This is a genomic window from Emticicia fluvialis (assembly GCF_024793945.1).
Lineage (GTDB): Bacteria > Bacteroidota > Bacteroidia > Cytophagales > Spirosomataceae > Emticicia > Emticicia fluvialis.
The window spans coordinates 58,258-79,932 of sequence record NZ_JANUSD010000005.1 but is presented as its reverse complement, the minus strand read 5'-3'; the positions used below and the strand labels follow the sequence as shown (position 1 = coordinate 79,932).

General features: G+C 41.0%; 16 protein-coding genes. 5 read left to right on the top strand and 11 right to left on the bottom strand.

Annotated elements, in window-relative coordinates; genetic code table 11:
- Positions 1 to 62: 62 nt before the first annotated feature.
- The gene (locus NZ848_RS07370) at positions 63 to 3,470 is read left to right on the top strand and encodes a DUF7133 domain-containing protein (protein WP_259014967.1); all 3,408 of its coding nucleotides are present in this window, start codon (positions 63 to 65) and stop codon (positions 3,468 to 3,470) included.
- A 67-nt stretch (positions 3,471 to 3,537) separates the two neighbouring features.
- Here NZ848_RS07370 and NZ848_RS07365 read toward each other — a convergent pair whose 3' ends face one another.
- The 4 genes from NZ848_RS07365 to NZ848_RS07350 all read right to left on the bottom strand — a co-directional run bounded on the left by NZ848_RS07365 (position 3,538) and on the right by NZ848_RS07350 (position 7,524).
- On the bottom strand, positions 3,538 to 4,833 hold the full coding sequence (locus NZ848_RS07365; protein WP_259014966.1) for an energy transducer TonB: 1,296 nt from the start codon (positions 4,831 to 4,833) through the stop codon (positions 3,538 to 3,540).
- The gene (locus NZ848_RS07360) at positions 4,833 to 5,408 is read right to left on the bottom strand and encodes an RNA polymerase sigma factor (RefSeq protein ID WP_259014965.1); all 576 of its coding nucleotides are present in this window, start codon (positions 5,406 to 5,408) and stop codon (positions 4,833 to 4,835) included. The genes NZ848_RS07365 and NZ848_RS07360 overlap by 1 nt, the downstream gene beginning before the upstream one ends.
- A 116-nt stretch (positions 5,409 to 5,524) precedes the next feature.
- On the bottom strand, positions 5,525 to 6,631 hold the full coding sequence (locus NZ848_RS07355; RefSeq protein ID WP_259014964.1) for a hypothetical protein: 1,107 nt from the start codon (positions 6,629 to 6,631) through the stop codon (positions 5,525 to 5,527).
- A 110-nt stretch (positions 6,632 to 6,741) separates the two neighbouring features.
- Positions 6,742 to 7,524: an enoyl-CoA hydratase/isomerase family protein gene (locus NZ848_RS07350; protein WP_253531761.1), complete on the bottom strand. Its 783-nt coding sequence runs from the start codon at positions 7,522 to 7,524 to the stop codon at positions 6,742 to 6,744.
- Between the two features lie 172 nt (positions 7,525 to 7,696).
- Here NZ848_RS07350 and NZ848_RS07345 point away from each other — a divergent pair, with 172 nt between their 5' ends.
- Positions 7,697 to 9,745 (top strand): KUP/HAK/KT family potassium transporter, encoded by a 2,049-nt coding sequence (locus tag NZ848_RS07345; protein ID WP_101724890.1) that lies wholly within the window; start codon positions 7,697 to 7,699, stop codon positions 9,743 to 9,745.
- A 20-nt stretch (positions 9,746 to 9,765) separates the two neighbouring features.
- The gene (locus tag NZ848_RS07340) at positions 9,766 to 10,827 is read left to right on the top strand and encodes an NAD-dependent epimerase/dehydratase family protein (RefSeq protein WP_259014963.1); all 1,062 of its coding nucleotides are present in this window, start codon (positions 9,766 to 9,768) and stop codon (positions 10,825 to 10,827) included.
- Between the two features lie 39 nt (positions 10,828 to 10,866).
- Here the strand turns inward: NZ848_RS07340 and hemE are convergent, their stop codons facing one another.
- Positions 10,867 to 11,892, bottom strand: coding sequence for a uroporphyrinogen decarboxylase (gene hemE / locus NZ848_RS07335; RefSeq protein ID WP_259014962.1), 1,026 nt, complete (start codon positions 11,890 to 11,892; stop codon positions 10,867 to 10,869).
- Between the two features lie 608 nt (positions 11,893 to 12,500).
- Between hemE and NZ848_RS07330 the strand changes: the two genes are divergently transcribed.
- A complete protein-coding gene (locus NZ848_RS07330) occupies positions 12,501 to 13,295 on the top strand; it encodes a Rossmann-like and DUF2520 domain-containing protein (RefSeq protein ID WP_259014961.1) in 795 nt (264 codons plus the stop codon).
- A gap of 61 nt (positions 13,296 to 13,356) precedes the next feature.
- On the opposite strand, the gene fbaA is transcribed toward NZ848_RS07330, so the two are convergent.
- From fbaA to NZ848_RS07315, 3 genes are all read right to left on the bottom strand, one after another.
- Positions 13,357 to 14,439 carry a class II fructose-bisphosphate aldolase gene (gene fbaA, locus NZ848_RS07325; protein ID WP_101724894.1) on the bottom strand — a complete coding sequence of 361 codons (1,083 nt, stop codon included), beginning with the start codon at positions 14,437 to 14,439 and terminating at the stop codon, positions 13,357 to 13,359.
- 189 nt (positions 14,440 to 14,628) lie between these two features.
- Positions 14,629 to 15,534: a polysaccharide deacetylase family protein gene (locus NZ848_RS07320; protein ID WP_259014959.1), complete on the bottom strand. Its 906-nt coding sequence runs from the start codon at positions 15,532 to 15,534 to the stop codon at positions 14,629 to 14,631.
- Positions 15,535 to 15,573: 39 nt separating this feature from the next.
- Entirely contained in the window at positions 15,574 to 16,248 is a 675-nt protein-coding gene (locus NZ848_RS07315; protein ID WP_259014957.1) for an SGNH/GDSL hydrolase family protein, read from the bottom strand.
- Positions 16,249 to 16,429: 181 nt separating this feature from the next.
- Between NZ848_RS07315 and NZ848_RS07310 the strand changes: the two genes are divergently transcribed.
- Positions 16,430 to 16,714, top strand: coding sequence for a putative quinol monooxygenase (locus tag NZ848_RS07310; RefSeq protein WP_253531771.1), 285 nt, complete (start codon positions 16,430 to 16,432; stop codon positions 16,712 to 16,714).
- Between the two features lie 4 nt (positions 16,715 to 16,718).
- Here the strand turns inward: NZ848_RS07310 and NZ848_RS07305 are convergent, their stop codons facing one another.
- The 3 genes from NZ848_RS07305 to NZ848_RS07295 all read right to left on the bottom strand — a co-directional run bounded on the left by NZ848_RS07305 (position 16,719) and on the right by NZ848_RS07295 (position 21,113).
- Positions 16,719 to 17,696, bottom strand: coding sequence for a radical SAM protein (locus NZ848_RS07305; protein WP_259014956.1), 978 nt, complete (start codon positions 17,694 to 17,696; stop codon positions 16,719 to 16,721).
- A gap of 46 nt (positions 17,697 to 17,742) precedes the next feature.
- The gene (gene accD, locus NZ848_RS07300) at positions 17,743 to 18,585 is read right to left on the bottom strand and encodes an acetyl-CoA carboxylase, carboxyltransferase subunit beta (protein WP_253531775.1); all 843 of its coding nucleotides are present in this window, start codon (positions 18,583 to 18,585) and stop codon (positions 17,743 to 17,745) included.
- Between the two features lie 728 nt (positions 18,586 to 19,313).
- A complete protein-coding gene (locus NZ848_RS07295; protein ID WP_253531776.1) occupies positions 19,314 to 21,113 on the bottom strand; it encodes a tetratricopeptide repeat protein in 1,800 nt (599 codons plus the stop codon).
- Between the last annotated feature and the right edge of the window lie 562 nt (positions 21,114 to 21,675).

Sequence of the window (21,675 nt, the reverse complement as noted above, 5' to 3'; positions counted from 1 at the left end):
TAATTTGAGGTTTATTCATTATTTTTCGGCTCTTTTTTAAATTCTAATCATTATTAAATCTCATGACATTTAAAACCCCAATTAAAAGTAAGGCGTTTCTTTTGCTTTTATCTATTGTTTTGGTTGTATCGTGCATGCGCTCGTCTACAACTAAAGACAAACCCATTGTTGTTACTGAAGACCCCGCACAGGCAGTTGCCAAAGCGAAAGAAATTCGTGAAAAAACGGCTGCAAAGTTGGCTGATGGACTGCAGATGACCCTTTGGGCGTCTGACTCGCTGGCTCCGGACCCGGTTGCCATGACCATCGACGACTGGGGACGTGTGTATCTGACCCGTACCAACAGACAGAAAAACTCAGAGTTTGATATCCGTGGGCACCGCGACTGGATGACGGCCTCTATTGGCTTGCAGACCGTAGAAGACCGCCGGGCTTTTTTGAAAAGCACATTTGCACCCGAAAAAAGCAAGGAAAACGAATGGCTGAAAGACCTGAACGAAGACGGCTCTCATGACTGGCGAGATCTTGCCGTGGAAAAAGATGAAATCTGGCGGATTGAAGACAAAAACAAAGATGGCATTGCTGATATTTCTACACGCATTCTGAGCGACTTTTCTACCGAAGTTACCGACGTTGCCGGAGGGATTCTGGTTAGAGAAAAAGATATGTTTGTAAGTATTGCACCTGATGTGTGGCGTTTAACCGACAAAAACGGCGACGGGATTCCTGACACCAAAACTTCAATCAGCCATGGTTATGCTGTGCATATTGGTTTCAGTGGTCATGGTATGTCTGGCCTAACAGAAGGCCCGGACGGACGAATTTACTGGAACATAGGCGATATTGGCGCAAATGTTACCACTAAAGACGGCAAGAAATTTGAACACCCAAACTCGGGTATTATTGCGCGCTCAAACCCTGACGGCAGCGATTTCGAGATTTTTGCAGCGGGGCTTCGTAATACCCACGAATTTGCGTTCGATGAATACGGCAACCTGATATCATCAGACAACGACGGCGATCATCCCGGCGAAAGCGAAAGGCTCGTACACGTAGTTGAGGGTTCAGATGCAGGCTGGCGCTCTAACTGGCAATATGGTAAATATACAGACCCCAAAAACAACAAATACAAAGTCTGGATGGATGAGGGCTTGTATAAACCACGTTGGGACGGGCAGGCAGCTTATATCATTCCGCCCATCAGAAACTATCATAATGGCCCAACAGGTATGATTTACAACCCAGGTACGGCCTTAGGTTCAGAATGGAAAAACAAGTTCTTTCTGGTAGAGTTTGTTGGTACGCCAACGCGCTCGCACATCTGGTCTTTTGGTTTAAAACCTAAAGGTGCTTCATTTGATTTTGACAGCGAAAAAGATGTAGTAAGTGGCATTTTGCCGACAGGCATCCGATTCGGCCCGGATGGTGCATTATATGTAGCTGACTGGATTAACGGCTGGGGAACCAAAAACTATGGCCGTATCTGGAAAATAGATGTAAATGCCGACAAAAATGACCTGAAAGCGCAAAGAGAAGAAACCAAGCGCCTGATGCAGCTAAAATATGCCGAGCAGACTGACGACCAGTTGTATAGCCTATTGATGTATGCCGATATGCGTATCCGCCAGAAAGCACAGTTTGAACTGGCCCAAAGAGACAAAAGAGGCTTTGCCATTTTTAACAAAGCTATTGCACAGAAACAGAACCAACTGGCGCGTATTCATGGTATTTGGGGTATTGGTCAGTTAACGCGCATGAATAAGTCATTTGGCGCCGCTTTGGGAGAGCTGTTGAACGATAAAGATGAAGAAATAGTAGCCCAGACCGCCAAAGTTATTGGCGATGCCCGCGTAACTACTTTTGGCAGCCAGTTGATTCCTTTATTGAAAAGCTCAAATGCCCGTGTAAGATTCTTTGCCGCAGAAGCGTTGGGCCGCACGGCTAATCAGGATGCCGTTCAGCCTTTAATAGACTTATTGAAAGCCAATAACGACACTGATTTGTATATCAGACACGCCGCAGTTCTGGCCTTATCCAGAATCGGCAAGGCAGAGCCTATCATTGCACTTTCAAGCAATTCAAGCAAGGCGCTCAGAACAGCCGCGGTTCTGGTTTTAAGAAGATTAAAAGACCCGAATATCAGTGTTTTCTTAAATGATGCTGATGAGTATATTGTGGCAGAGGCCGCCAGAGCCATCAATGATGATTTGTCTATTGAGGCTGCGTTACCTGCACTGGCCGCTACGCTGAAAGACAAACGCATTAAATCGGAGGTTATTATCAGAAGAGCCATCAACGCGGCTTTACGTGTTGGAGGAGACAAAGAACTGGATTTATTGATTGATTTCGCCAAAAGAACTGATATTAAAGACGAGTTGAAAGCGGAGGCACTGGCTACTTTGGGTTCATGGGCTAACCCATCAGTGCTTGACCGTGTAGATGGCCGTTATCGTGGTAAAATTGAAAGAGACCCGGCCATAGCCAGAAACAAAGTTCAACCACATATTGCAGTATTTCTGAAAGAAAAGAATCCGGAAACTATTATTGCTACGGCAGGCCTGCTGGCTGATTTGAATATCACAAATGCCAATAACCAGCTGGTTACTATTTATGAAGCCAGCAACGATGCCAAAGTTAAAATTGCTTTGTTATCTGCCCTGAACACGCTGAAGTATTCTGAAATGGATGCATTGATGAAGAAAGGCATGGACGATAAGGATGAAACCGTAAGAACGTCTGCTCTGGGTTTATTGAATAACTCAAACGTAACGAAAGAGTCTTTACCTGCTATTGTAAACTCAATCTTTACTAAGGGCAGCGTTAGAGAACAACAACAGATGCTTGCGGTATTAACCAAAATGGATGCCGATAAAACACAGGTTATATTGGAAGATCTGGTTACGCAATTGATAGATAAAAAGTTATCTCCTAATATTGCCCTTGAATTAAAAGAGGCTGTTGATGCCAAAGGCCCGGAAGCGCTGAAAGCCAGGCTGGCCGCCAATAGTGTGCATAATTCGCCTATGGATGAGTTTAGAGAAGCCTTGTTTGGTGGCAATAGATTTGCCGGCCGTCAGTATTTCAATACTAACTCAACCGGGCAGTGTGTAAGATGCCACTCTTTAGGGGGTGTTGGTGGCGCCGTTGGGCCTCCATTGACACATATTGGTGATGTGCTGACCCGTGAACAGATTCTGCAGGCTTTGATTGAACCAAGTGCCAGAATTTCTCCCGGTTTTGGTTCAGTTATGATTAAGCTGAAAGACGGTCAGGAAATAACCGGAACATTGGCTAAGGAAACAGAAACTGAATTAACTATCAACACCTCTGATGCCGAGCCGCTGATTATTCCGGTAGCACGTATTGCCAAAAGAGAAAACATGCCATCAGGCATGCCTCCGATGGGAACACTGATGTCGAAAAGAGAAATCAGAGATATGGTAGAGTTTTTATCAAGTCTGAAAAAGTAAACCTACAGATATTAATCAAAAAAGCGCTTCAGATTTGCTGAGGCGCTTTTTTGGTTTAACGGCATCTTTATCTAACCCTTACAACAACCTGTCTGGTGCTGTAAACCGGGGTATCATCTTTAGTAGCCGGAAACCACCGCGGCCCGTTTTTAATCAGCCTGATGGCCTCTTCATCATAGCCCGAACCCATACCTTTAACGATAGAAAAATCTGATAGCTCGCCTTTATCACTTATTTTAAAACTCACCACTACCCTGCCCTTTACTCTTTTCTCGATGGGTATTGACGGTAACTTCATATTTTCTTTCAGATATAGCTCAAAAGCTTCCCAGCCATACTCGGGCTTGGCCTGAATGGCATTTACTTCATTGGGGCTTCTTACCGAAATACCCGGTTTGTTATACAGGTTGATATTGTACTCACTGTAAACCACTTTTCCAGACTCGACCGACTTTACCGGCACCTCCATTTGTGGAAGCAATAAGCTGTTAAAGACCAATACATCGCCCTTTCTTGTATCTTTTAATCTGAACCGCCCTTCTTCATCTGTTTTTACACCGGTAAATTTACCCCTTGTAACAACGGTTACATCTTTCATCGGCTCATAGTCTTCATCTACTACTATGCCTGTTATACCGGCCGTAGGCATACGAGCTACCGCGCCAGACGTTACGATGTCATTAGTTGAAAATCCTTCCACTGTAGCTGATGTTTTCTTTTCTGCCGTGGCTGCAACAGCAGCAGGCTGAACCTGCACCACCTCTGCCAGAGTTTCGGTTTCTTTTGGTGCAACGGCAGAGCCGGCGTCTTCCTTTAAGTGCGGGTTATCTGCCACTCCAGCACCGGCCGGTTGTGTTTGTTTAATACTATACAGAGCTTGCCTCTTTTCATCCAAATCAGGTCGTTTCTGGTCAATTTTTGGGGTTTCTATCTGCTGGCTTTCAATATTTGTTGGGGGGGCTGGCTTTATTTGTTTTTCTTTTTGCCCGAGGGCTACCGGAGCCTTTACGGCCTCTTTGTTGAGCCAGAAAAGCAGAGTAGTAATAACCATTGCCACCGCGGCCGCAATGCCTATTGACACACGCCAGGCGTTATTCCATCCGGGGCGAACTTGCTTACCTGCTGGTTTGTTGATTCTATGCTGAAGCCTTGTTTTTAAGTCTGCTGCCGTTTTTTCTTCTGATATACCGTCTTCATCCAGTTTTTTGAAACCCTCGCTGGCATCGGCATAGAACGGCTGTCTGAGTAGTATTTTCTCTACCCGATTCATTTCCCGGAACGTCATTTCTCCTGCCTCATATCTTTTTAAATCGTCGGCTGTGAGTAGACTTTGTTCCTGTTCTATGCTTTTTTTCTTTGCCATTAGTTGTTTTTTTCCATACAAATTTTCAGGTTCCGCTTGCCATTCTGAATATAACTTTTCACTTTATTCATCTCCAGTCGGGTTTGTTCTGCTATCTCTTTGTAACATTTGCCTTGTATATAAAACAAATCAATACATCTTTTCTGTTCAGATTCCAGTCTTTCAATACAGGTTTCCAGTTTTTGTAAATCAGCTTCAACGTCAAGGTCGTCATCAGGTAGATGCACAAAAATCTCTTTTTCCACAAAATCGTTATCAAACAATTGCAAACCTCCCACTTCTATCTTTTTTTCCCGCAAATGCATCAGACAATAATTGCGCGCCACGCTATGCAACCAGCTTTTAAAATTAGTGATGCTGTGTTTTTTCAGAGAGCCAATCAATTGTTCAAAAATGGCCATAGTGGCATCTTTACTTTCTTCTTCGTCTCGCAGATATTGGTAGCAAACAGCAAAAACCATTTCCATGTGTCGGGCATACAATTCGCCGAGCACATTCAAATCACTGCTTTTCTGATAGGCCTCCAGGTATTCGGCATCAGTGCGTGGATTTGATTTTCTCTTGAAAAAATGCATGCGACAGCTTTTGTGTTTATCAGCCCAATTTAATCATTCTTGTTAGAAAAAAACAAGCTGATTTTTGTGGAGTAGGTACCTACAAAAAAGACCCTGATTACTCAGGGTCTTTTTTGTTATTTGCAACTGTATGAAAATATCTGCTCAAACTCTTGTGGGTCTTCTTTTGGGACCAATACTGTGGCTTTCATTTTAGATGGATACCCGTTTTTGGTATATTCATATTTATAGGTGTACTTAATCTCTCCTACTAAATCCCCTATATTTACCAGTACTTTACTGCTCAATGTATTATTTGCATTAAAATACATAGTATAGTCTCCACCAAAAACAACACCCTGAATTATATATGGAAAAAATGCCTTTGCTAAACTCGGATTACTTTGGACATTTGGTTTATCATCAAAACTACCGTTTTCTAATAATGTTATTCTTTTACCTTCATTTTCTATTGAAATTTTCTTGATGTTATTTTTAGCATCATACTCAATGAAAAAATCAACATTAGTAGTTTTTTTGGTTTTTTTCCTAAGCCCTTTTCTACCACCGCCGTCATCTTCTCCACCTTCATTACCATCGTCTTCTCCGCTATCATCTCCACCGCTGTCACCGCCATCTCCTTCATCACCGCCGGTGTCTTCACCATTATCACCGCCGGTGTCTCCACCATCATCACCACCGCCATCTCCTTCACCACCGCCGTTGTTTCCTCCATCATCATTACCGCCTTCATCGTCGTCTCCTTCTTCTCCTCCATTACCACCACCCGGCGTCTCTTCTTCTTCTTCAGTAACTAGTGTGATTTTTTCAACCTGGCCATTTGCGTTAGTAGTATAAATAAACTCGCTATGCATTGAAAGCATGTTGCCTTTTAAATCATAAACAGCCTTAGAAATATTACCTTTCCCGTCATATTCATATTTAATAGTCTCCTCATCTCCTTCATTAGAGGTCAACTTTACGATACGATTCTTATCATCATATTCAAACCTAAATCCTTTATTACCCGTAAGTTGGCTGACCAACAAATTTTTTGAATTATATGAAAGCTTTACTATCACTGAATCTTCACCGTCTACTTGTTTCATCTCCGTAACAGTGCATGTTTGCATCGGCTCCTTCGCACCATTAGGATTAACAAGAAAAAGGTCTTCACTGCCACAAGACAAAAGAGTAAAAGTTGAAATGGCTGCTACAGCAATGAGCAGTATAGTTTTTTTCATTGTGAGTTAATTTTGGTTGTTTGTGTTTCTTGATACAAAAGTAGGAAAAAAAACAATTACAGCCATTACAAGCAAGCTGCTGAATCAGTGGATTATATGTATTTTAGCCTTTATTTACCTTGAAAGACGGGTTTCCTTTTCTGTAAAAACGCCATCACCCCTTCTGCAAAATCGTGTGTCGTACCCAACAAATCCTGATTAACGGCTTCCTGCTCCAATACATCTTCCAGTGTTGAGTTAAAACTCTGGTTCAGTACCTTTTTCATTACTGCTATTGAGCGTGTTGCAGCCGTTTTATAGAAACCCGTAAGCTCATTAACGGCCTCATCCAGTTTTTCATAAGGTACGGCTTTACTTACCAGGCCTAGTTGCAGGGCTTCTTCCATAAATATCTTTCTACCGGTGCTGCATAATTCAAAGGTTTTGTGGGGCCCGATGATGCGCGGCAGAAAAAACATAGACCCGGCGTCTGGCATTAGTCCTATACCCACAAACAATTCACTCATGTAGGCTGCTTCATGGGCAACTATCAGATCACAGGCCAGTGCCAGAGACATTCCTGCCCCGGTGGCAATGCCATTTAGGCGGCAGATAACCGGTTTCTCTGCATTGCGGATAGCCAGCACCATCGGGTTATAGTTTTCTCGCAACGATTCACCCAATGAGAATGTTCCGCCTTCTAATCCGGCTTTTAAATCTGCCCCTGAACAAAAAGCTTTGTCGCCGGTTCCGGTTATAACAATAGCCCTTATGTCTTCATTCCGGTCGGCCGATTGCACAGCCTGGGTTATTTCTTTAATAAGTGCGGTGCTTAGTGCGTTATATACCTGGGGCCTGTTAAGTGTAATAGTAGCTGTGTTCTCCGAAATTTCATAGATTATATTTTCGTACATAATTGATATTCAGGTTTTTATTATTTTATGTAATTTAAACTGGCTGAAAATTGTTATATTATATACACAAATTTGACAACTAAAGTGGCTTATCCAAACATTTTCAAACAAAATTTATAGGAATTCACATTGATGCGATATATTTGCGAACTTTTTTTAATTTTTCTCCAAAATGGAATTAAATAAACCGTTAACCGGTAATGGAAGTGGTTCCATACATCATAACCTCGATAAAGTTTCTGCTGCAGGTTTGTTAGTTGCACTTGGTATAATTTATGGTGATATTGGTACGTCTCCGCTATATGTTTTAAAAGCAATTGCCGGAACCGAACCAATTAATCAGGAAGTTATTTATGGTGCCTTGTCGTGTATTTTCTGGACACTGACCATGCAAACCACTGTGAAGTACGTTATTCTGACACTCAGAGCCGATAATAAAGGCGAAGGGGGAATTCTGGCTTTATTTGCATTAGTACGCCGCCACGCCAAATGGCTCACCGTTCCTGCCATTATTGGCGCCAGTGCATTACTGGCCGACGGCATCATTACCCCTCCTATTTCTGTTACCTCTGCTATTGAGGGGCTCCGGATTACTTTTCCACAAATAACGCCCGACACTATTGTAAAAATTGTGTTGGTTATTTTGTCCGGATTGTTTCTGGTTCAGATACTGGGCACCAAAAAGGTAGGGTTTTTGTTTGGCCCTCTCATGTTTTTATGGTTTGGTATGCTGGCAACGTTGGGTTTTTCCTGGATTATCCGCGACGCCACTGTTTTAAAGGCCCTGAACCCTTATTATGCTTACAAGCTGCTGGTTCATCATCCGGGTGGATTCTGGCTTCTTGGCGCTGTTTTTCTTTGTACTACAGGGGCTGAAGCGCTTTATTCTGATTTAGGACACTGTGGCCGTGGTAATATCCGTATCAGCTGGATTTTCGTGAAGCTTTGCCTGATTCTGAATTACCTCGGACAAGGGGTATATGTGATGCAATTTGCCGGACAAAAGGCGGCAAGTATCCCCAACTTTAATCCTTTTTATGGGCTTATGCCTGAGTGGTTCTTGCCATTCGGCATTGTAATTGCTACTTCTGCTGCAATTATTGCCAGCCAGGCTTTAATAAGCGGTTCTTTCACATTAGTATCAGAGGCTATTCGTCTGAATTTCTGGCCTAAGATAAAAATCAATTATCCATCAGACCAGAAAGGCCAGTTGTACGTTCCGAGCATTAATATTCTGCTCTGGATTGGCTGCCTGGGTGTTGAGCTGTATTTCTTTAACGTAGCCAAAGAAAGAACCCTGGAGGGTGTACCAACAGATACGTCTTCTGCCATGGAGGCCGCTTATGGGCTGGCCATTACGCTTACCATGTTAATGACCACCATGCTGATGTCTTATTATCTTTATGCCAAGAAATATAATATCTGGGGTGTATTGCTGTTTATGCTGGTGTATTTCTTTATTGAAGGGGCATTTCTGATTGCCAACTTGGAGAAATTCCCTCATGGTGGCTATGTATCTCTCATTATAGGGGGCATTCTTGCGCTTATAATGTATATCTGGATAATGGCATTTAACATTAAAATGCGCCTTACAGAATATGAAAAGCTGGATAAATACGTTGAGTCTCTTCAGGAATTAAGTAATGACATCACGGTTCCAAAATATGCCACTCACCTGGTTTTTTTAAGTAATGCCTCGCGTGCGTCAGAGATTGAAAACAAGATAATTTACTCTATTTTCCAGAAACGCCCGAAGCGAGCAGATGTGTACTGGTTTGTGCATGTGGATACACTCGATGACCCGTACACCATGGAGTATAAAGTAAAAACCATTGCCCCTGATGACGTTTATAAAGTAAACTTCCGCCTGGGTTTCCGGGTGCCGCATAAGGTAAATCTGTACTTTAAAAAGGTTCTGGAAGACATGGTTAAATGTGGCGAGGTAGATATCAGAAGCCGTTACGAATCTTTGAATAAACATAATGTGATTGGTGACTTCCGCTTTGTGGTTTTAGAGAAGTTTCTGTCTTATGATAACCAGCTTCCTTTTGGCGAAAACCTGATTATGAAGGCTTATTTCTTCATCAAAGAATTTACACCTTCTGAAGACAAATGGTTTGGCCTGGATAGCAGCTCGGTAAAAGTAGAAAAAGTACCGCTTGTGATTAGGCCGGCAGAAAACATTAATCTGAAAAGAGTGCCCTGGCAGAATAACGGATAACACAACCTAAAAACTTATATATGCGAATTTTAATTACCGGAGGTGCCGGATTCGTCGGTTCTTCGCTGGCTATTGCGCTCAAACAAAATTATCCTTCTTATGAAGTTTTCTGTCTTGACAACCTCAGAAGAAAGGGGTCTGAGTTAAATGTGGCCCGGCTGGGAAAACACGGTATAAGTTTTATTCATGGCGATATTCGCAACAAAGAAGATTTTGATACCCTGCCAGTGGTGGATTCAATCATCGAGGCATCGGCAGAGCCATCCGTACTGGCCGGGTTGAATGGCTCGCCAGACTATCTGATTAATACCAACCTGTTTGGTACTGTTAACTGCCTTAACTATGCTGTGCGTTGCAAGGCTAATTTTATTTTTCTCTCTACAAGCCGTATTTATCCGATAAAAACCATCGAAACGCTTGATTTTAGAGAATCTGAAACACGCTTTGAACTAACAGATAATCAGCAAATAAAAGGCGTATCTTCAAAAGGAATTGCTGAAGATTTTCCGCTGGATGGCGCCCGTTCTCTTTATGGAACCACCAAGCTGGCCTCTGAACTTATCATTCAGGAATATAACGAGTTTTATAACCTGAAAACCGTTATTAACCGCTGCGGTGTTTTAACCGGCCCCTGGCAAATGGGTAAAGTAGACCAGGGCGTAATGGTTCTCTGGATTGCCAAACATTTTTTTGAACAACAACTGGCTTACATTGGCTATGGCGGCAAAGGAAAACAAACAAGGGATATGCTGCACGTGGCAGACCTTTACAGACTAATTGACTGGCAGCTTCATAACATTGATAAAATAAACGGCGAAATTCTGAACGCCGGGGGTGGTGTAGAAGTAAGTGCCTCATTGCAGGAGCTAACCAGCATTTGCCAGAAAGTTACCGGTAAAAATATCCCAATCAGTCAGGTAGCAGAGAACCGTCCGGCAGATATCCGGTTGTATATTACCGACAACTCAAAAGTAACGGCACTGACAGGCTGGAAGCCGCAGATAGGTATAGAACAAATTGTAGAAGATATAACGGCCTGGCTTGCCGAAAACAGGGAAGCCCTTGAACCGATATTAAAGTAAACGATAAAGCCGTTCAGAATCTGAACGGCTTTATCGTTTTTATACCGAATACGTTTTTACGGTTTCAAAGAAGCACTTCACTTTTTCGGGGTCTGTGTCAGGGTAAACACCATGCCCCAGGTTAGCTATGTATCTTTGTGTACCAAAGGCTTTCAGCATCTTTTTGGTCTGCTTTTCAACTTCCTTAAACGATGCATACAACACACAGGGGTCCAGGTTACCCTGCAGCGTTTTACCGGGCAGCATTCTGCGTGACTCCCGGATGTCCATGTTCCAGTCAATACCCACTACGCTGCAATTCAGTTTCGACATCTCCTTACGGGCAAAGAAAGCCCCTTTTGCAAAAACCGTTACCGGCACCTCATCGATTGCATCGCAAATCTGGGCAATATAAGGCAAAGAAAACTTTCTGTATTGGTCTGGCGAAAGAATGCCGGCCCATGAATCGAAAATCTGCACCAAATCGGCTCCGTGGCGCGCCTGGGCTTTCAGATAGGTAATGGTACTGTCTGTTATCTTTTGAAGCAGCAGGTGCGCTAATTGGGGCTGAGAATACAGCATCTTTTTAGCTGTAGAGAATGTTTTAGACCCCCGCCCCTCAACCATGTAGCAAAAGATAGTAAAAGGCGCCCCTGCAAAGCCTATCAGCGGCACGCGGCCGTTGAGTTCTTTCTTTACAATATCAATAGCGGCAAGTACATACCCAAGGTCTGTCTCGGGGTCACTTATTTTCAGCGCATCTACATCTTTTTTTGATTGTACTACTTTGGGGAATACCGGGCCCCGGGCCTCAATCATTTCGTAGGGTAAACCCATAGCCTCTGGCACAACCAGAATATCCGAAAAAATGATGGCGGCGTCGGTTTTCAGAATATCAACCGGTTGAATCGTTACTTCTGCGGCCAGCTCAGGTGTAGTGGCTAACTTAATAAAGCTGCCTGCCTGAGCCCTTACGGCTCTATACTCAGGTAAAATCCTGCCTGCCTGACGCATCATCCAGACCGGTACGCGCTCTACCTGCTCTCCTCTGGCAGCACGTAAAAGCAAATCATTTTGTAATTCCATGCCACAAAGATAATTAAAAACGCAGGTCGTGCTTTGAGACACTGGCATATTTATATAAAAAAAGCCATGAGTTTCGCTCATGGCCCGTTCGGTTAACCTGAAAGTCATCTTTAATTCTACAGGGAGTTTTTGATTTTAAGTAATTACAGCAGTTAACGTCACTATTTCTTTCTTGGGATACGCTTAACAAAGGCCTTTTGGTTTAAGAATGTCTGCAATTCGCAAACTTGTTTTGCTTAAACCAAAGCCATATTTGCGCCGGTTTTTAAGTATTATTAACTATGTTTATTCTGAAATACTTAGTTTTTTTCTTAACCGGCTCTGCTAATATACAACGTAAACCGCACGTTTTCAAGTGTTTGCATATTTTTTAGCGCAATTTTCTCTGTTTTCAACTGAAAATCAGGCTGATAAAAAAATTAAATCCTGGTGCATAAAAACAGCTGTTCAATGCTGTATGTCAAGATTAGCGTATTGAAAAAAACAGTTGTTTTTCTACCTTTCCGGCACCGATTAAATTTGAGAACTAGTTTTAAGGTTACTTGCTATTATTCGGCCGTTTTTTCTGATTTTTGCAGCCATCAGTTTAATCGTTAACTAAAAGCATCATGAAGATTTCAATGATTGGTGCCGGTAATGTGGCCTGGCACTTAAGCATTGCACTGGAAGATCACCACCATCAGGTATGTGAAGTGTATAGTCGTAAGCAGGTAAAGGCGCGGGCGCTGGTTTCAATGCTGTATCAGGCAAAGGTCAAAACTGACCTCGACTTTTCTGAAAGCAATGCTGAAGTTTTTATTCTGGCCGTTGCTGATGATGCCATTGCCGAAGTATGTTCAATGCTGGTTTTACCAGAGAATGCCATTCTGGTGCACACTTCCGGAACAAAAAGTCTGGAAGATTTGCAAAACCTGATGATTGCCCACCATGATTTACCTGTCAGATGTGGCGTATTTTATCCGTTAATGACTTTCAGCATTCAGAAAAAAATGTCGTTGAAAGAAGTGCCGTTTTGCATTGAGGCCGAGGAGGCATCTGCCGAAGACAAACTGGTACAACTGGCGCAGAGCGTAAGCAATACAGTATATCTGATAAGCTCACGCGAAAGAAAAGTGCTGCATGTTGCAGCGGTATTTGCCTGCAATTTTACCAACCATTTACTGGCGCTTGCTAACGAAATTACCACCGAAGAAAACCTGGAATTTGAATTACTGAAACCGCTAATAAAAGAAACTTTTCAGAAAGCTTTGCTGGCTGACCATCCGGCTGATGTACAAACCGGACCGGCAATAAGAGGAGATAAATCAACTATTAATACCCATCTGTTGTATCTGAACAACCAGCCTGATTTGTTTGAGATTTATGAAGTAATGAGCGAAAGTATCAGGAAGTGGCACTCCTGAAAAAAGAAAATCATCAGCCTGCAAATAAGCTGATGATTTAAAAGCTAAACCCGGCTGCTGATTAAAACAGACCTTCGCAACGATTGATACAATTCAAATCTTCGAAAGCTATTTTCAGACGGCTAATCATGCTTTCTTCGCCTTTACGAAGCCAGACACGTGGGTCATAATATTTTTTGTTCGGAGAATCTGAACCTTCAGGGTTACCCAGCTGGCCTTGCAGATATCCTTCTTTGTCTTTGTAATATTTCAGGATTCCTTCCCAGGTTGACCATTGGACGTCGGTATCGATGTTCATTTTTACGGCACCATATTTAATGGCTTCTCTGATTTCTTCACGAGATGAACCTGAACCACCATGGAACACGAAGTTTACTGGTAATTCACCGGTACCGAATTTTTCTTTGATGTAATCCTGAGAGTTTTTCAGAATAATCGGCTGTAACTTCACATTACCTGGTTTATAAACACCATGAACGTTTCCAAATGCCGCAGCAATAGTGAAGTTCGGAGAGATTTTCTTCAGTTCTTCGTAAGCATACGCTACTTCTGATGGCTGAGTATATAGTTTTGAGCTGTCAACATCTGAGTTATCAACACCGTCTTCTTCTCCGCCTGTTACACCTAGTTCAATTTCAAGGGTCATGCCTAATTTAGACATACGCTCGAAGTATTTTACGCATATTTCTATGTTCTCTTCGATTGGCTCTTCTGAAAGGTCAATCATGTGCGAGCCAAACAATGGCTTGCCGTGTAGGTCGAAGTATTTTTCACCTGCATCTAAAAGACCATCTAACCAAGGTAAAAGTTTCTTTGCACAGTGGTCGGTATGCAAAACCACCGGAATGCCATACATTTCGGCAATCTGGTGTACATGTATAGCTCCTGATATTGCACCGGCAATAGAGGCTTCCTGATTTTTGTTTGGTAGAGATTTCCCTGCATAAAAAGATGCACCGCCATTTGAGAACTGAACAATAACCGGCGAATTAACAGCTTTTGCTGCTTCCATTACACCATTTACTGAGTTTGTTCCTACAACATTAACAGCGGGTAGGGCATAATCGTTTTCGTTGGCGTGGCGTAATAAAGCAGCAAGTGCTTCACCTGAAACTACGCCCGGCTTAATCAAAGATTGACTCATGTTAAGTATTTTGAATTTTAAAAAGAATAAATGTTATTATAGATATGTAGATGAAGCCAGTTTTAAATTTTATGCAAATTAGATATTTTTAAAAAATTTGTATCAGAAAATAACGAAAAGTTTACATTATATAGCCTTACTGGGTGGTTAAAAATGGGGCTTTCAAAAAATATAACCTGTTATTTTGTTTCATACAGAGCTCTGATGTCGGCGGGAATCTCCACTTCTTTCAAAGCTGATTTTTTTTTCTGTTATTTTCCATCTGTGCAGCCATGAGAAACCACCCTTTGCCAGCACTGTATCGGCGTGTTTATACACCTCGTCTTCCAGTGCCTCGTCGAGTGAAATGAAGCTGTAGCCGCGGTCGGTCATTACCTTACATAACTCGTCAAAATAATCGGCATTCAGGGCGTTTGCATGGCAAAGAAAAATATGTTTGATTGGCCTGCCTATAATCTCCTGAGTATACTTCTCGTAATAATCAAAGTAATCAATATTATGCTGAATGTATTGGCGGGCAATGCTTTTCATCAGCTCGTGTTTACCGGCTTTCATGGCATCCATGTACACTTTATTGTAGTACCAGTCGTCGGCTTCTATTGTAACGGGTGCATTAATGTACCCCTGGTCTTTCAGCACTTTTTCAAAGCCATATCTTTTTGCGCTGTCGGCACCCATTTGCAAAAACGGATACCTGAAGTATTTTTTAGTATGATTATACTTTTTATTGAGCTGAGTAGTAATAATCTCACCTTTCAGTAAGTCTATTTTGAAATCTTCCAATGGGGTTGTAGTTAATGAACGATGCGAGAACGTATGATTCCCAAGCAGGTTTCCGCTGGCCAGCCATTTTTCAAGCAAAGCCACACGTGCATCAATTTCTCCGATTCTGACAGCCATCGATTCGTTCACAAAACCTACGGCCTGGATATTGTGTTTTCTTATTTTCTGAAGCAGTTTATCGGTTGAAGTATGCGCATGTTTTAAGGATATTTCGCTGACAAACGGTAGGTCGTCAATCGTTATAGCTATCTGCTTCTGTGCATTTGCACGCGTAAAAAACATTAAAACGAATAAAGTAAAAAGGTTTTTCATAATAATAGAAAGGGGCGCGAATGCGCCCCGAAAATTTTTTTATTTTAAGATAGCTTTCATCATCAAGTCGGCCACAAACTGATTACCCGTGTCGTTCAGGTGTACTCTGTCGGTTGTAAGAATACCAGACTCTTTATTCTGAGGATTATTCTTAAGATTATAGCTGATAAATTCTTTTCTTAAATCAACCAGCGGGCAGTCATATTTAGAAGCTATAGTCCTGATTAAGCCAGAATAATAGTTCAGGTCTCCATCTTGTGCATTACTGTTATCGGTGCGCTCGCCAATTACTGCCGGTGTGCAGCAAATCACTTTAATGCCCTTAGACTGCAACTTTTTTATAATGGCATTATAGAAACCTGTAAATTTATCGGCGTCTGTACCGGTGCCATGGCTTGTTTTGTGCCATACATCATTTACGCCAATATAAATAACTACCACGTCGGGGTTTTGCGCCAGTACGTCATCTTCCATACGCAAAAACAAATCATAAACTTTATTGCCTCCTATACCGGCGCCTATCAGTTGATATTTGCTTTTTATGCCTTGTTTTTCAAGCATTTCTTTCATTTTGGTGATGTATCCGCCGGGTCCGATGCCTGCTTGCGTGATGGAGTCACCAAAGAAAATTACTTTGGTGGGTTTATCCTGTTTCATTGAAAACATAAGTATTGACAGAAATAGAATAGAGAGAAATTTCAGGGTGTTTTTCATTCTTTTTTTAAGGTTGAATCTGTTAATTATTTTTATCCGGCTAAAATTAGTTTTTTTGAATTGATTGTCAAAGTTTGCAATAGTAAGGAAGTTATTTTTTAATTTATGACAAAAACCCTTCTTCCGAAAGAATAAATTTCTATTTTTGAAACTCTGTTTGTGCCATCAACATATTTTTTATATGCTTACTGTAATTGCCAAGATTTTAGTAAAAGAAGAAAAAATTGAAGAAGCCAAAAGCGCTTTGCACGCATTGGTTGCCCCTACCCTGAAAGAAGACGGTTGTATTGATTATGTGCTGCACCAAAGCAACGACGACCCCAAACTATTTTTCTTTTATGAAAACTGGACAGACAAAGAGAGTCTTGAAAACCATCTGGCCAATGTTCATATTGCTGAGTTTTCTGCCAAAGCCGAAGATTTGCTGGCAGCGCCCGCCGAATTGTTTTTCTTATCTAAGGTATAAAAACTTATAGTAGCTGTTTCCAGGTACTCTTAATGTAATTGTATTTAAGAGTACTTGGCAGGGCTTTCCAGAAGTACTTGTTTATCTCAACAGCAAATGATGGCTGCATATAGCAATTTATAACGCAGCCTTCGCATTCTTTTAGTTTACCTTCCAGCGCAACAATTTCCTGTACTTCTGCCGATTTATATAATTCGTAGAGATTATTATCTATACTAAAACTTTTTGTGCCCAAATGATAACACGGTAAAACAAGTTTGTTTTCAGGCGATATTACGAGCGTGGTTGATGCTGCCTTGCAGATGGGGTTGTCTGTATGGTTACCGCCGTTTCTGCGAAGGCTGATGAAGGCCTCATTGAGGTAAACATTTTTTTGCCTGCCCCACCATAAAAGTTTCTCTAAGGTTTGTTCTGACAGGCCCCCTCCGGTTTCAACATTATTGTAATCAAACACCGGATTCAGTATCAGCACCAAGTTATTGGGCATGATAATATCTTTCCATACCTGTTCTATTTTATCAATATTCTGCTCAAAAACTGTGAAGAGAATATCGGGTCTTTCACCTATTTGTTTCGCAATTTCAATTGATTCCATCACTTTGTCGAAACACTTTACACCTCTGGACAAATTGTGTTCTTCTTCAACAGGCGAATCAAGTGAAAAATGAAGCATATCTATCCTGCCTTTGAGGCGTTCGGCATACTTAGGATACAACAGGCAATTGGTAGTTACGGTTGTAATCATGCCTGCTTTTTTGGCTTCCAGTAGCAGTATATCTAAATCGCGGTGCAGCAGAGGTTCGCCCCCTGTAAAGTCAATAACTTTTACCCCCAATCGTTTCAGGTCTCTCAGGTTTTCTCTGAAGTTATCAATTGAAATGTAGGGTGAGGGTTTCTCCCATATATCGCAAAAACTACAGGTAGCATTACACCTATAGGTAAGGTAATAATTGCACAATACAGGATGCTTGATAAGTCTCATACTTTTAGTTGGTGGTTGATAAGTATGATTTTACCCCAGATGGCATTTAAGCAAGCATTTTTAATAAACTTGCCAGCTTATCTTTTAAATCTTTTCTGTCGACAATGAAATCAAGGAAACCGTGATCAAGAACGAATTCGGCTGTCTGGAAGCCTTTCGGTAATTCTTTACCAATTGTTTCTTTAATTACCCGAGGGCCCGCAAAACCGATAAGGGCCTGTGGTTCAGATATATTGAAATCGCCCAGCATGGCATAAGAAGCAGTTACACCACCGGTTGTTGGGTCTGTTAAAAGCGAAATATATGGAATACCTGCCTCTGCCAATTGCGCCAGACGGGCTGATGTTTTGGCCATTTGCATTAAAGAAAAGCCTGCTTCCATCATTCTGGCACCGCCAGAGCGTGAAATCATAAGAAACGGCACTTTGTTTTTCAAGGCATATTCTATGGCTCTGGCTATTTTCTCGCCTACTACCGACCCCATTGAACCACCGATGAAACCGAAATCCATACAGGTAATTACAATATCAATACCTTCCATTTTACCGTGGGCAGTACGAGCCGCGTCTTTTAAGCCGGTTTTTTTCTCAGTAGAACGGATTCTATCCGGATAAGGCTTTGTGTCTACAAAATGAAGTGGGTCACCAGAGCGCAAATTGGCATCCAGTTCTGTGTAAACTCCTTCGTCAAATAATATATTGAAATAGGCCTCTGAGCCGATTTTTTCGTGGTAATTACAATGAATACAAGTAAAAGCATTGTTTTTATGCTCACGTGTATGCATTACTTTCTTGCAATTCGGACATTGATACCACAACCCATCAGGAGCTTCACGCTTCATTTCGGTTGGTGTCTGAATCCCTTTGACAGTTCGCTTAAACCAAGACATATGTGAAAATCATTTTGAGGGGTCAAAGGTAAATAATCTTAGGTTTTCATTTCAACCTTTTTACTTAAATTTTTATGACTCAGCTCATATTTTTAATCCAAAAGCCGGGTTTGAGATGGTTAGCAGCTTCAAATTTGTACAAAATATGCTCATTTCAGGCCCTTAGCTACCCGAAAAATTATAATGTTGCCGATTAATTATTAATTAATGAACTGCCCCCTTGTATCTATAAATACCACGTTTGTTTATATACACCCTGCTGAGAAATTCAATACTCCTACCCCTGCATTTACCCTTGCTTCACTCTCTTTTGTATTTTCCGGAATTCAAAATTTAGATTTAGACCCTATTTAATATTAGTGTTTTCCTCAAAAAAAGCCAGTTTATTAACAACTGTTGATAACTTATCCACATTTTACTGATAAACTTTAACGATTCACACCAGTTAGACTTAATTTCTCGATATATCTGATAAAGTATTCAGGCTTATTCACATTTTTATCCACATTATCCACATTATACCTGTTTTTTAACTTTTTGAGTTATTCCGTTCCTACCTGGCTTTAATCTGAAATAATTACGCCAGTAGCATCTTGAAATTACCTCAATAAAAATTACTAATTAATCTGGTTAGACTTCTCTTTTGAATATCTACAGCCCTCTAAAACAAAAAAATGAGTCTCATAGCGGTATTTATGAAACTCATTCAAATTAAAAAGAACCTGGTATCAGTTAATTGCATCACCCCGAAGGATTCTGAATCGCCTGCGGGCGTCAGCACTGTATATACTGCCAGGGAAATTCTGCAGGATTTCCCTGTACAACTCCATTGCTTTGTCTTTCTGACCCAGGTTTTCCTGATAGATTTTGGCTTCCAGATAAAGCGCATCGTCGGCCAGAATATCATAGTTATAGTTTTTTCGTAAAAATTCCAAATCATCCAACGCTTTGTTAGGTTGATTGGTTTTCAGGTAGGTATTGGCCCTTAACCACAGAATTTCGTCAGCCAGAGAATGACTTTTGTATTTTTGAAAGGCGCTTTCAAGTGCAGCCAAGGCCTCCTGATTTTTATTCTGAAAAAGCAATAAATCAATAGCGGCATATTCTTTCATGGCGGCTTCAGTGCTATCAAGGCCTGTGTTGTCCTGAATAAGCAAACTCAGTTGCATGGCATCGTTGGCTATTTCGCGGGTTGTGGCTTTTTTAAGAATATCCAGAACCTCTTTTGATAAATCAAATAAACCGTTATAATAATGCAGCTTGGCATTTTTTAGTTTGGCTTCCTGCCCCAGAAAATCTTCTTTTTGAGATTTTTCAACCTGAGAATACAGCAAAGTCGCCTCCCAGGGCTCGTTTTTCAGTATATAAATATCTCCCAGGTCTAATTTACACTTATCTCTGAAAACAATATCATTACCGGCTATACTTATGGCCTTTTCAAGTACGGCAATGGCCGTATCTTTTTCATTCAGATAAAAAGCATACAACTGTGCGGTGTTACGCATGGCCTCCATGGTTTTCTGATTCCGGCCCAAATCTGTAAACAAGTTATTATAGTCTTTGATAAGGCCCCTGATCTGGAGTAAATCAACCGGATACGTGGTTTTTATTACCTCCTCTTTACAAAAAATGGCATTTCTGCGAGCATAAGGATAAAACTGACCTTGCGGATACTCCTTCATTACGTATTCATACATCAGAATAGCATTTTTGAAATCCTTGTTTATCAAAGCCATCTGCGCCAGCTCAAAAACTTTTTGCCCTTCCTGTTTAAATCTTCTGTCTAATGCCCGTGTTTGTACAAAAGCCTTGTAAAACTCTTTCTGCTGCACCAAATGCCATATAAGTATATCCAGGTAGTATTGTTCGTTCGGAAACTTCTGTACCTTGCTGTAAAGGGCTTTCTCGAGCAATTCTACTTCAGCTTCTGTCTTTAGATTATCCTGAAACGTGGCTTTTACGTAATCACTATTACCTTCGTTTAAGCCATATTTCAGCATTTCGTCAATCATAGGTTCTTTTTGACCGTTGTAAAGATAAGCCCGTGCAAAGAAAATGGCATATTTGTTATCATCTCTAGCCAATTCACGGGCTTTTTTTAACAACTGAATTACCTGCTCAGCTTTGTTATTTTTAAAAAGAAAGTCTTGTATTTCGTACAGTGTACCCTCATTGCGAGCAGCCAGGTCAATTAAACTATTTAGTTCTTTCTGAGAATCGTCTACTCTGCCCGTCATTTCAAGCATAAGCGCGTAATCTGCTCTGTAGGTTAAAAACTGTTCATTGGCTTTTATCTGGCGCTTCAGAAATTTTTCGGCCTCGCCCCATTCTTTTAATTTGTATAAAGTCTGCAGATAATTGCTGTGGATAAGCCCCACTGAATTTTTGTCGCGGGCCAGCCTCCCATATATTTCTTTTGCTTTTTCAAATTCTCCCTGTTTAAAATATTCATTAGCCAATTCAATGTCCTGAGCGCAAAGGCCCAAAGAGATTGAAATCAACACAAAAAATAAAAAATACCGCTTCATGTTTTTCGGGAAAAAGAAAAAATAAAAATGTTTTATTGTTGTTTTTATTTTGTTAAGCCTGTGGAAATGTGAATAAATATAATCTGTGGAAAACGCTTATCCAACTTTTCAATTTAATAATCTGTTTTTCCACAGTTTTATTATGTTAATCCACATTTATTTTGTTGATTATTAGTTTTAAATACTATTATACACACTACTGTTTTTTTAAATACTGTTTATAGGGTATGTATTAATCCACATTATGTTTCCACGTTAATCCACTTGGTGTGAATTGAGGAAAACAGGATACTTTCAGGCGTATTCCACAGTTTATTTATTCTTTCCACTTTTACAGGTGTGTTCCCCACGGCGTTATACAAGGTTATAGGCATGCTGTCCATAGGTTATCCACAGTTTATCCACTATGTTTATAATTACTTTTATCCTATTTTGCCTTAGTTTTTGGTGTCTGAAGTGCTATTTTTTGTTTTATTGATTGGCATTCAGATTGTTTTAATGCCTTATTATGGTCTGAGAAGGTATTTGTTATTGTTCAGATAAAAGAAAAGGGTGGAAGAGC

Excerpts from the sequence above, each read along its gene's own strand:
- NZ848_RS07370 (WP_259014967.1), top strand. The coding sequence starts at position 63 with ATGACATTTAAAACCCCAATTAAAAGTAAGGCGTTTCTTTTGCTTTTA.
- NZ848_RS07365 (WP_259014966.1), bottom strand. The coding sequence starts at position 4,833 with ATGGCAAAGAAAAAAAGCATAGAACAGGAACAAAGTCTACTCACAGCC.
- NZ848_RS07360 (WP_259014965.1), bottom strand. The coding sequence starts at position 5,408 with ATGCATTTTTTCAAGAGAAAATCAAATCCACGCACTGATGCCGAATAC.
- NZ848_RS07355 (WP_259014964.1), bottom strand. The coding sequence starts at position 6,631 with ATGAAAAAAACTATACTGCTCATTGCTGTAGCAGCCATTTCAACTTTT.
- NZ848_RS07350 (WP_253531761.1), bottom strand. The coding sequence starts at position 7,524 with ATGTACGAAAATATAATCTATGAAATTTCGGAGAACACAGCTACTATT.
- NZ848_RS07345 (WP_101724890.1), top strand. The coding sequence starts at position 7,697 with ATGGAATTAAATAAACCGTTAACCGGTAATGGAAGTGGTTCCATACAT.
- NZ848_RS07340 (WP_259014963.1), top strand. The coding sequence starts at position 9,766 with ATGCGAATTTTAATTACCGGAGGTGCCGGATTCGTCGGTTCTTCGCTG.
- hemE (WP_259014962.1), bottom strand. The coding sequence starts at position 11,892 with ATGGAATTACAAAATGATTTGCTTTTACGTGCTGCCAGAGGAGAGCAG.
- NZ848_RS07330 (WP_259014961.1), top strand. The coding sequence starts at position 12,501 with ATGAAGATTTCAATGATTGGTGCCGGTAATGTGGCCTGGCACTTAAGC.
- fbaA (WP_101724894.1), bottom strand. The coding sequence starts at position 14,439 with ATGAGTCAATCTTTGATTAAGCCGGGCGTAGTTTCAGGTGAAGCACTT.
- NZ848_RS07320 (WP_259014959.1), bottom strand. The coding sequence starts at position 15,534 with ATGAAAAACCTTTTTACTTTATTCGTTTTAATGTTTTTTACGCGTGCA.
- NZ848_RS07315 (WP_259014957.1), bottom strand. The coding sequence starts at position 16,248 with ATGAAAAACACCCTGAAATTTCTCTCTATTCTATTTCTGTCAATACTT.
- NZ848_RS07310 (WP_253531771.1), top strand. The coding sequence starts at position 16,430 with ATGCTTACTGTAATTGCCAAGATTTTAGTAAAAGAAGAAAAAATTGAA.
- NZ848_RS07305 (WP_259014956.1), bottom strand. The coding sequence starts at position 17,696 with ATGAGACTTATCAAGCATCCTGTATTGTGCAATTATTACCTTACCTAT.
- accD (WP_253531775.1), bottom strand. The coding sequence starts at position 18,585 with ATGTCTTGGTTTAAGCGAACTGTCAAAGGGATTCAGACACCAACCGAA.
- NZ848_RS07295 (WP_253531776.1), bottom strand. The coding sequence starts at position 21,113 with ATGAAGCGGTATTTTTTATTTTTTGTGTTGATTTCAATCTCTTTGGGC.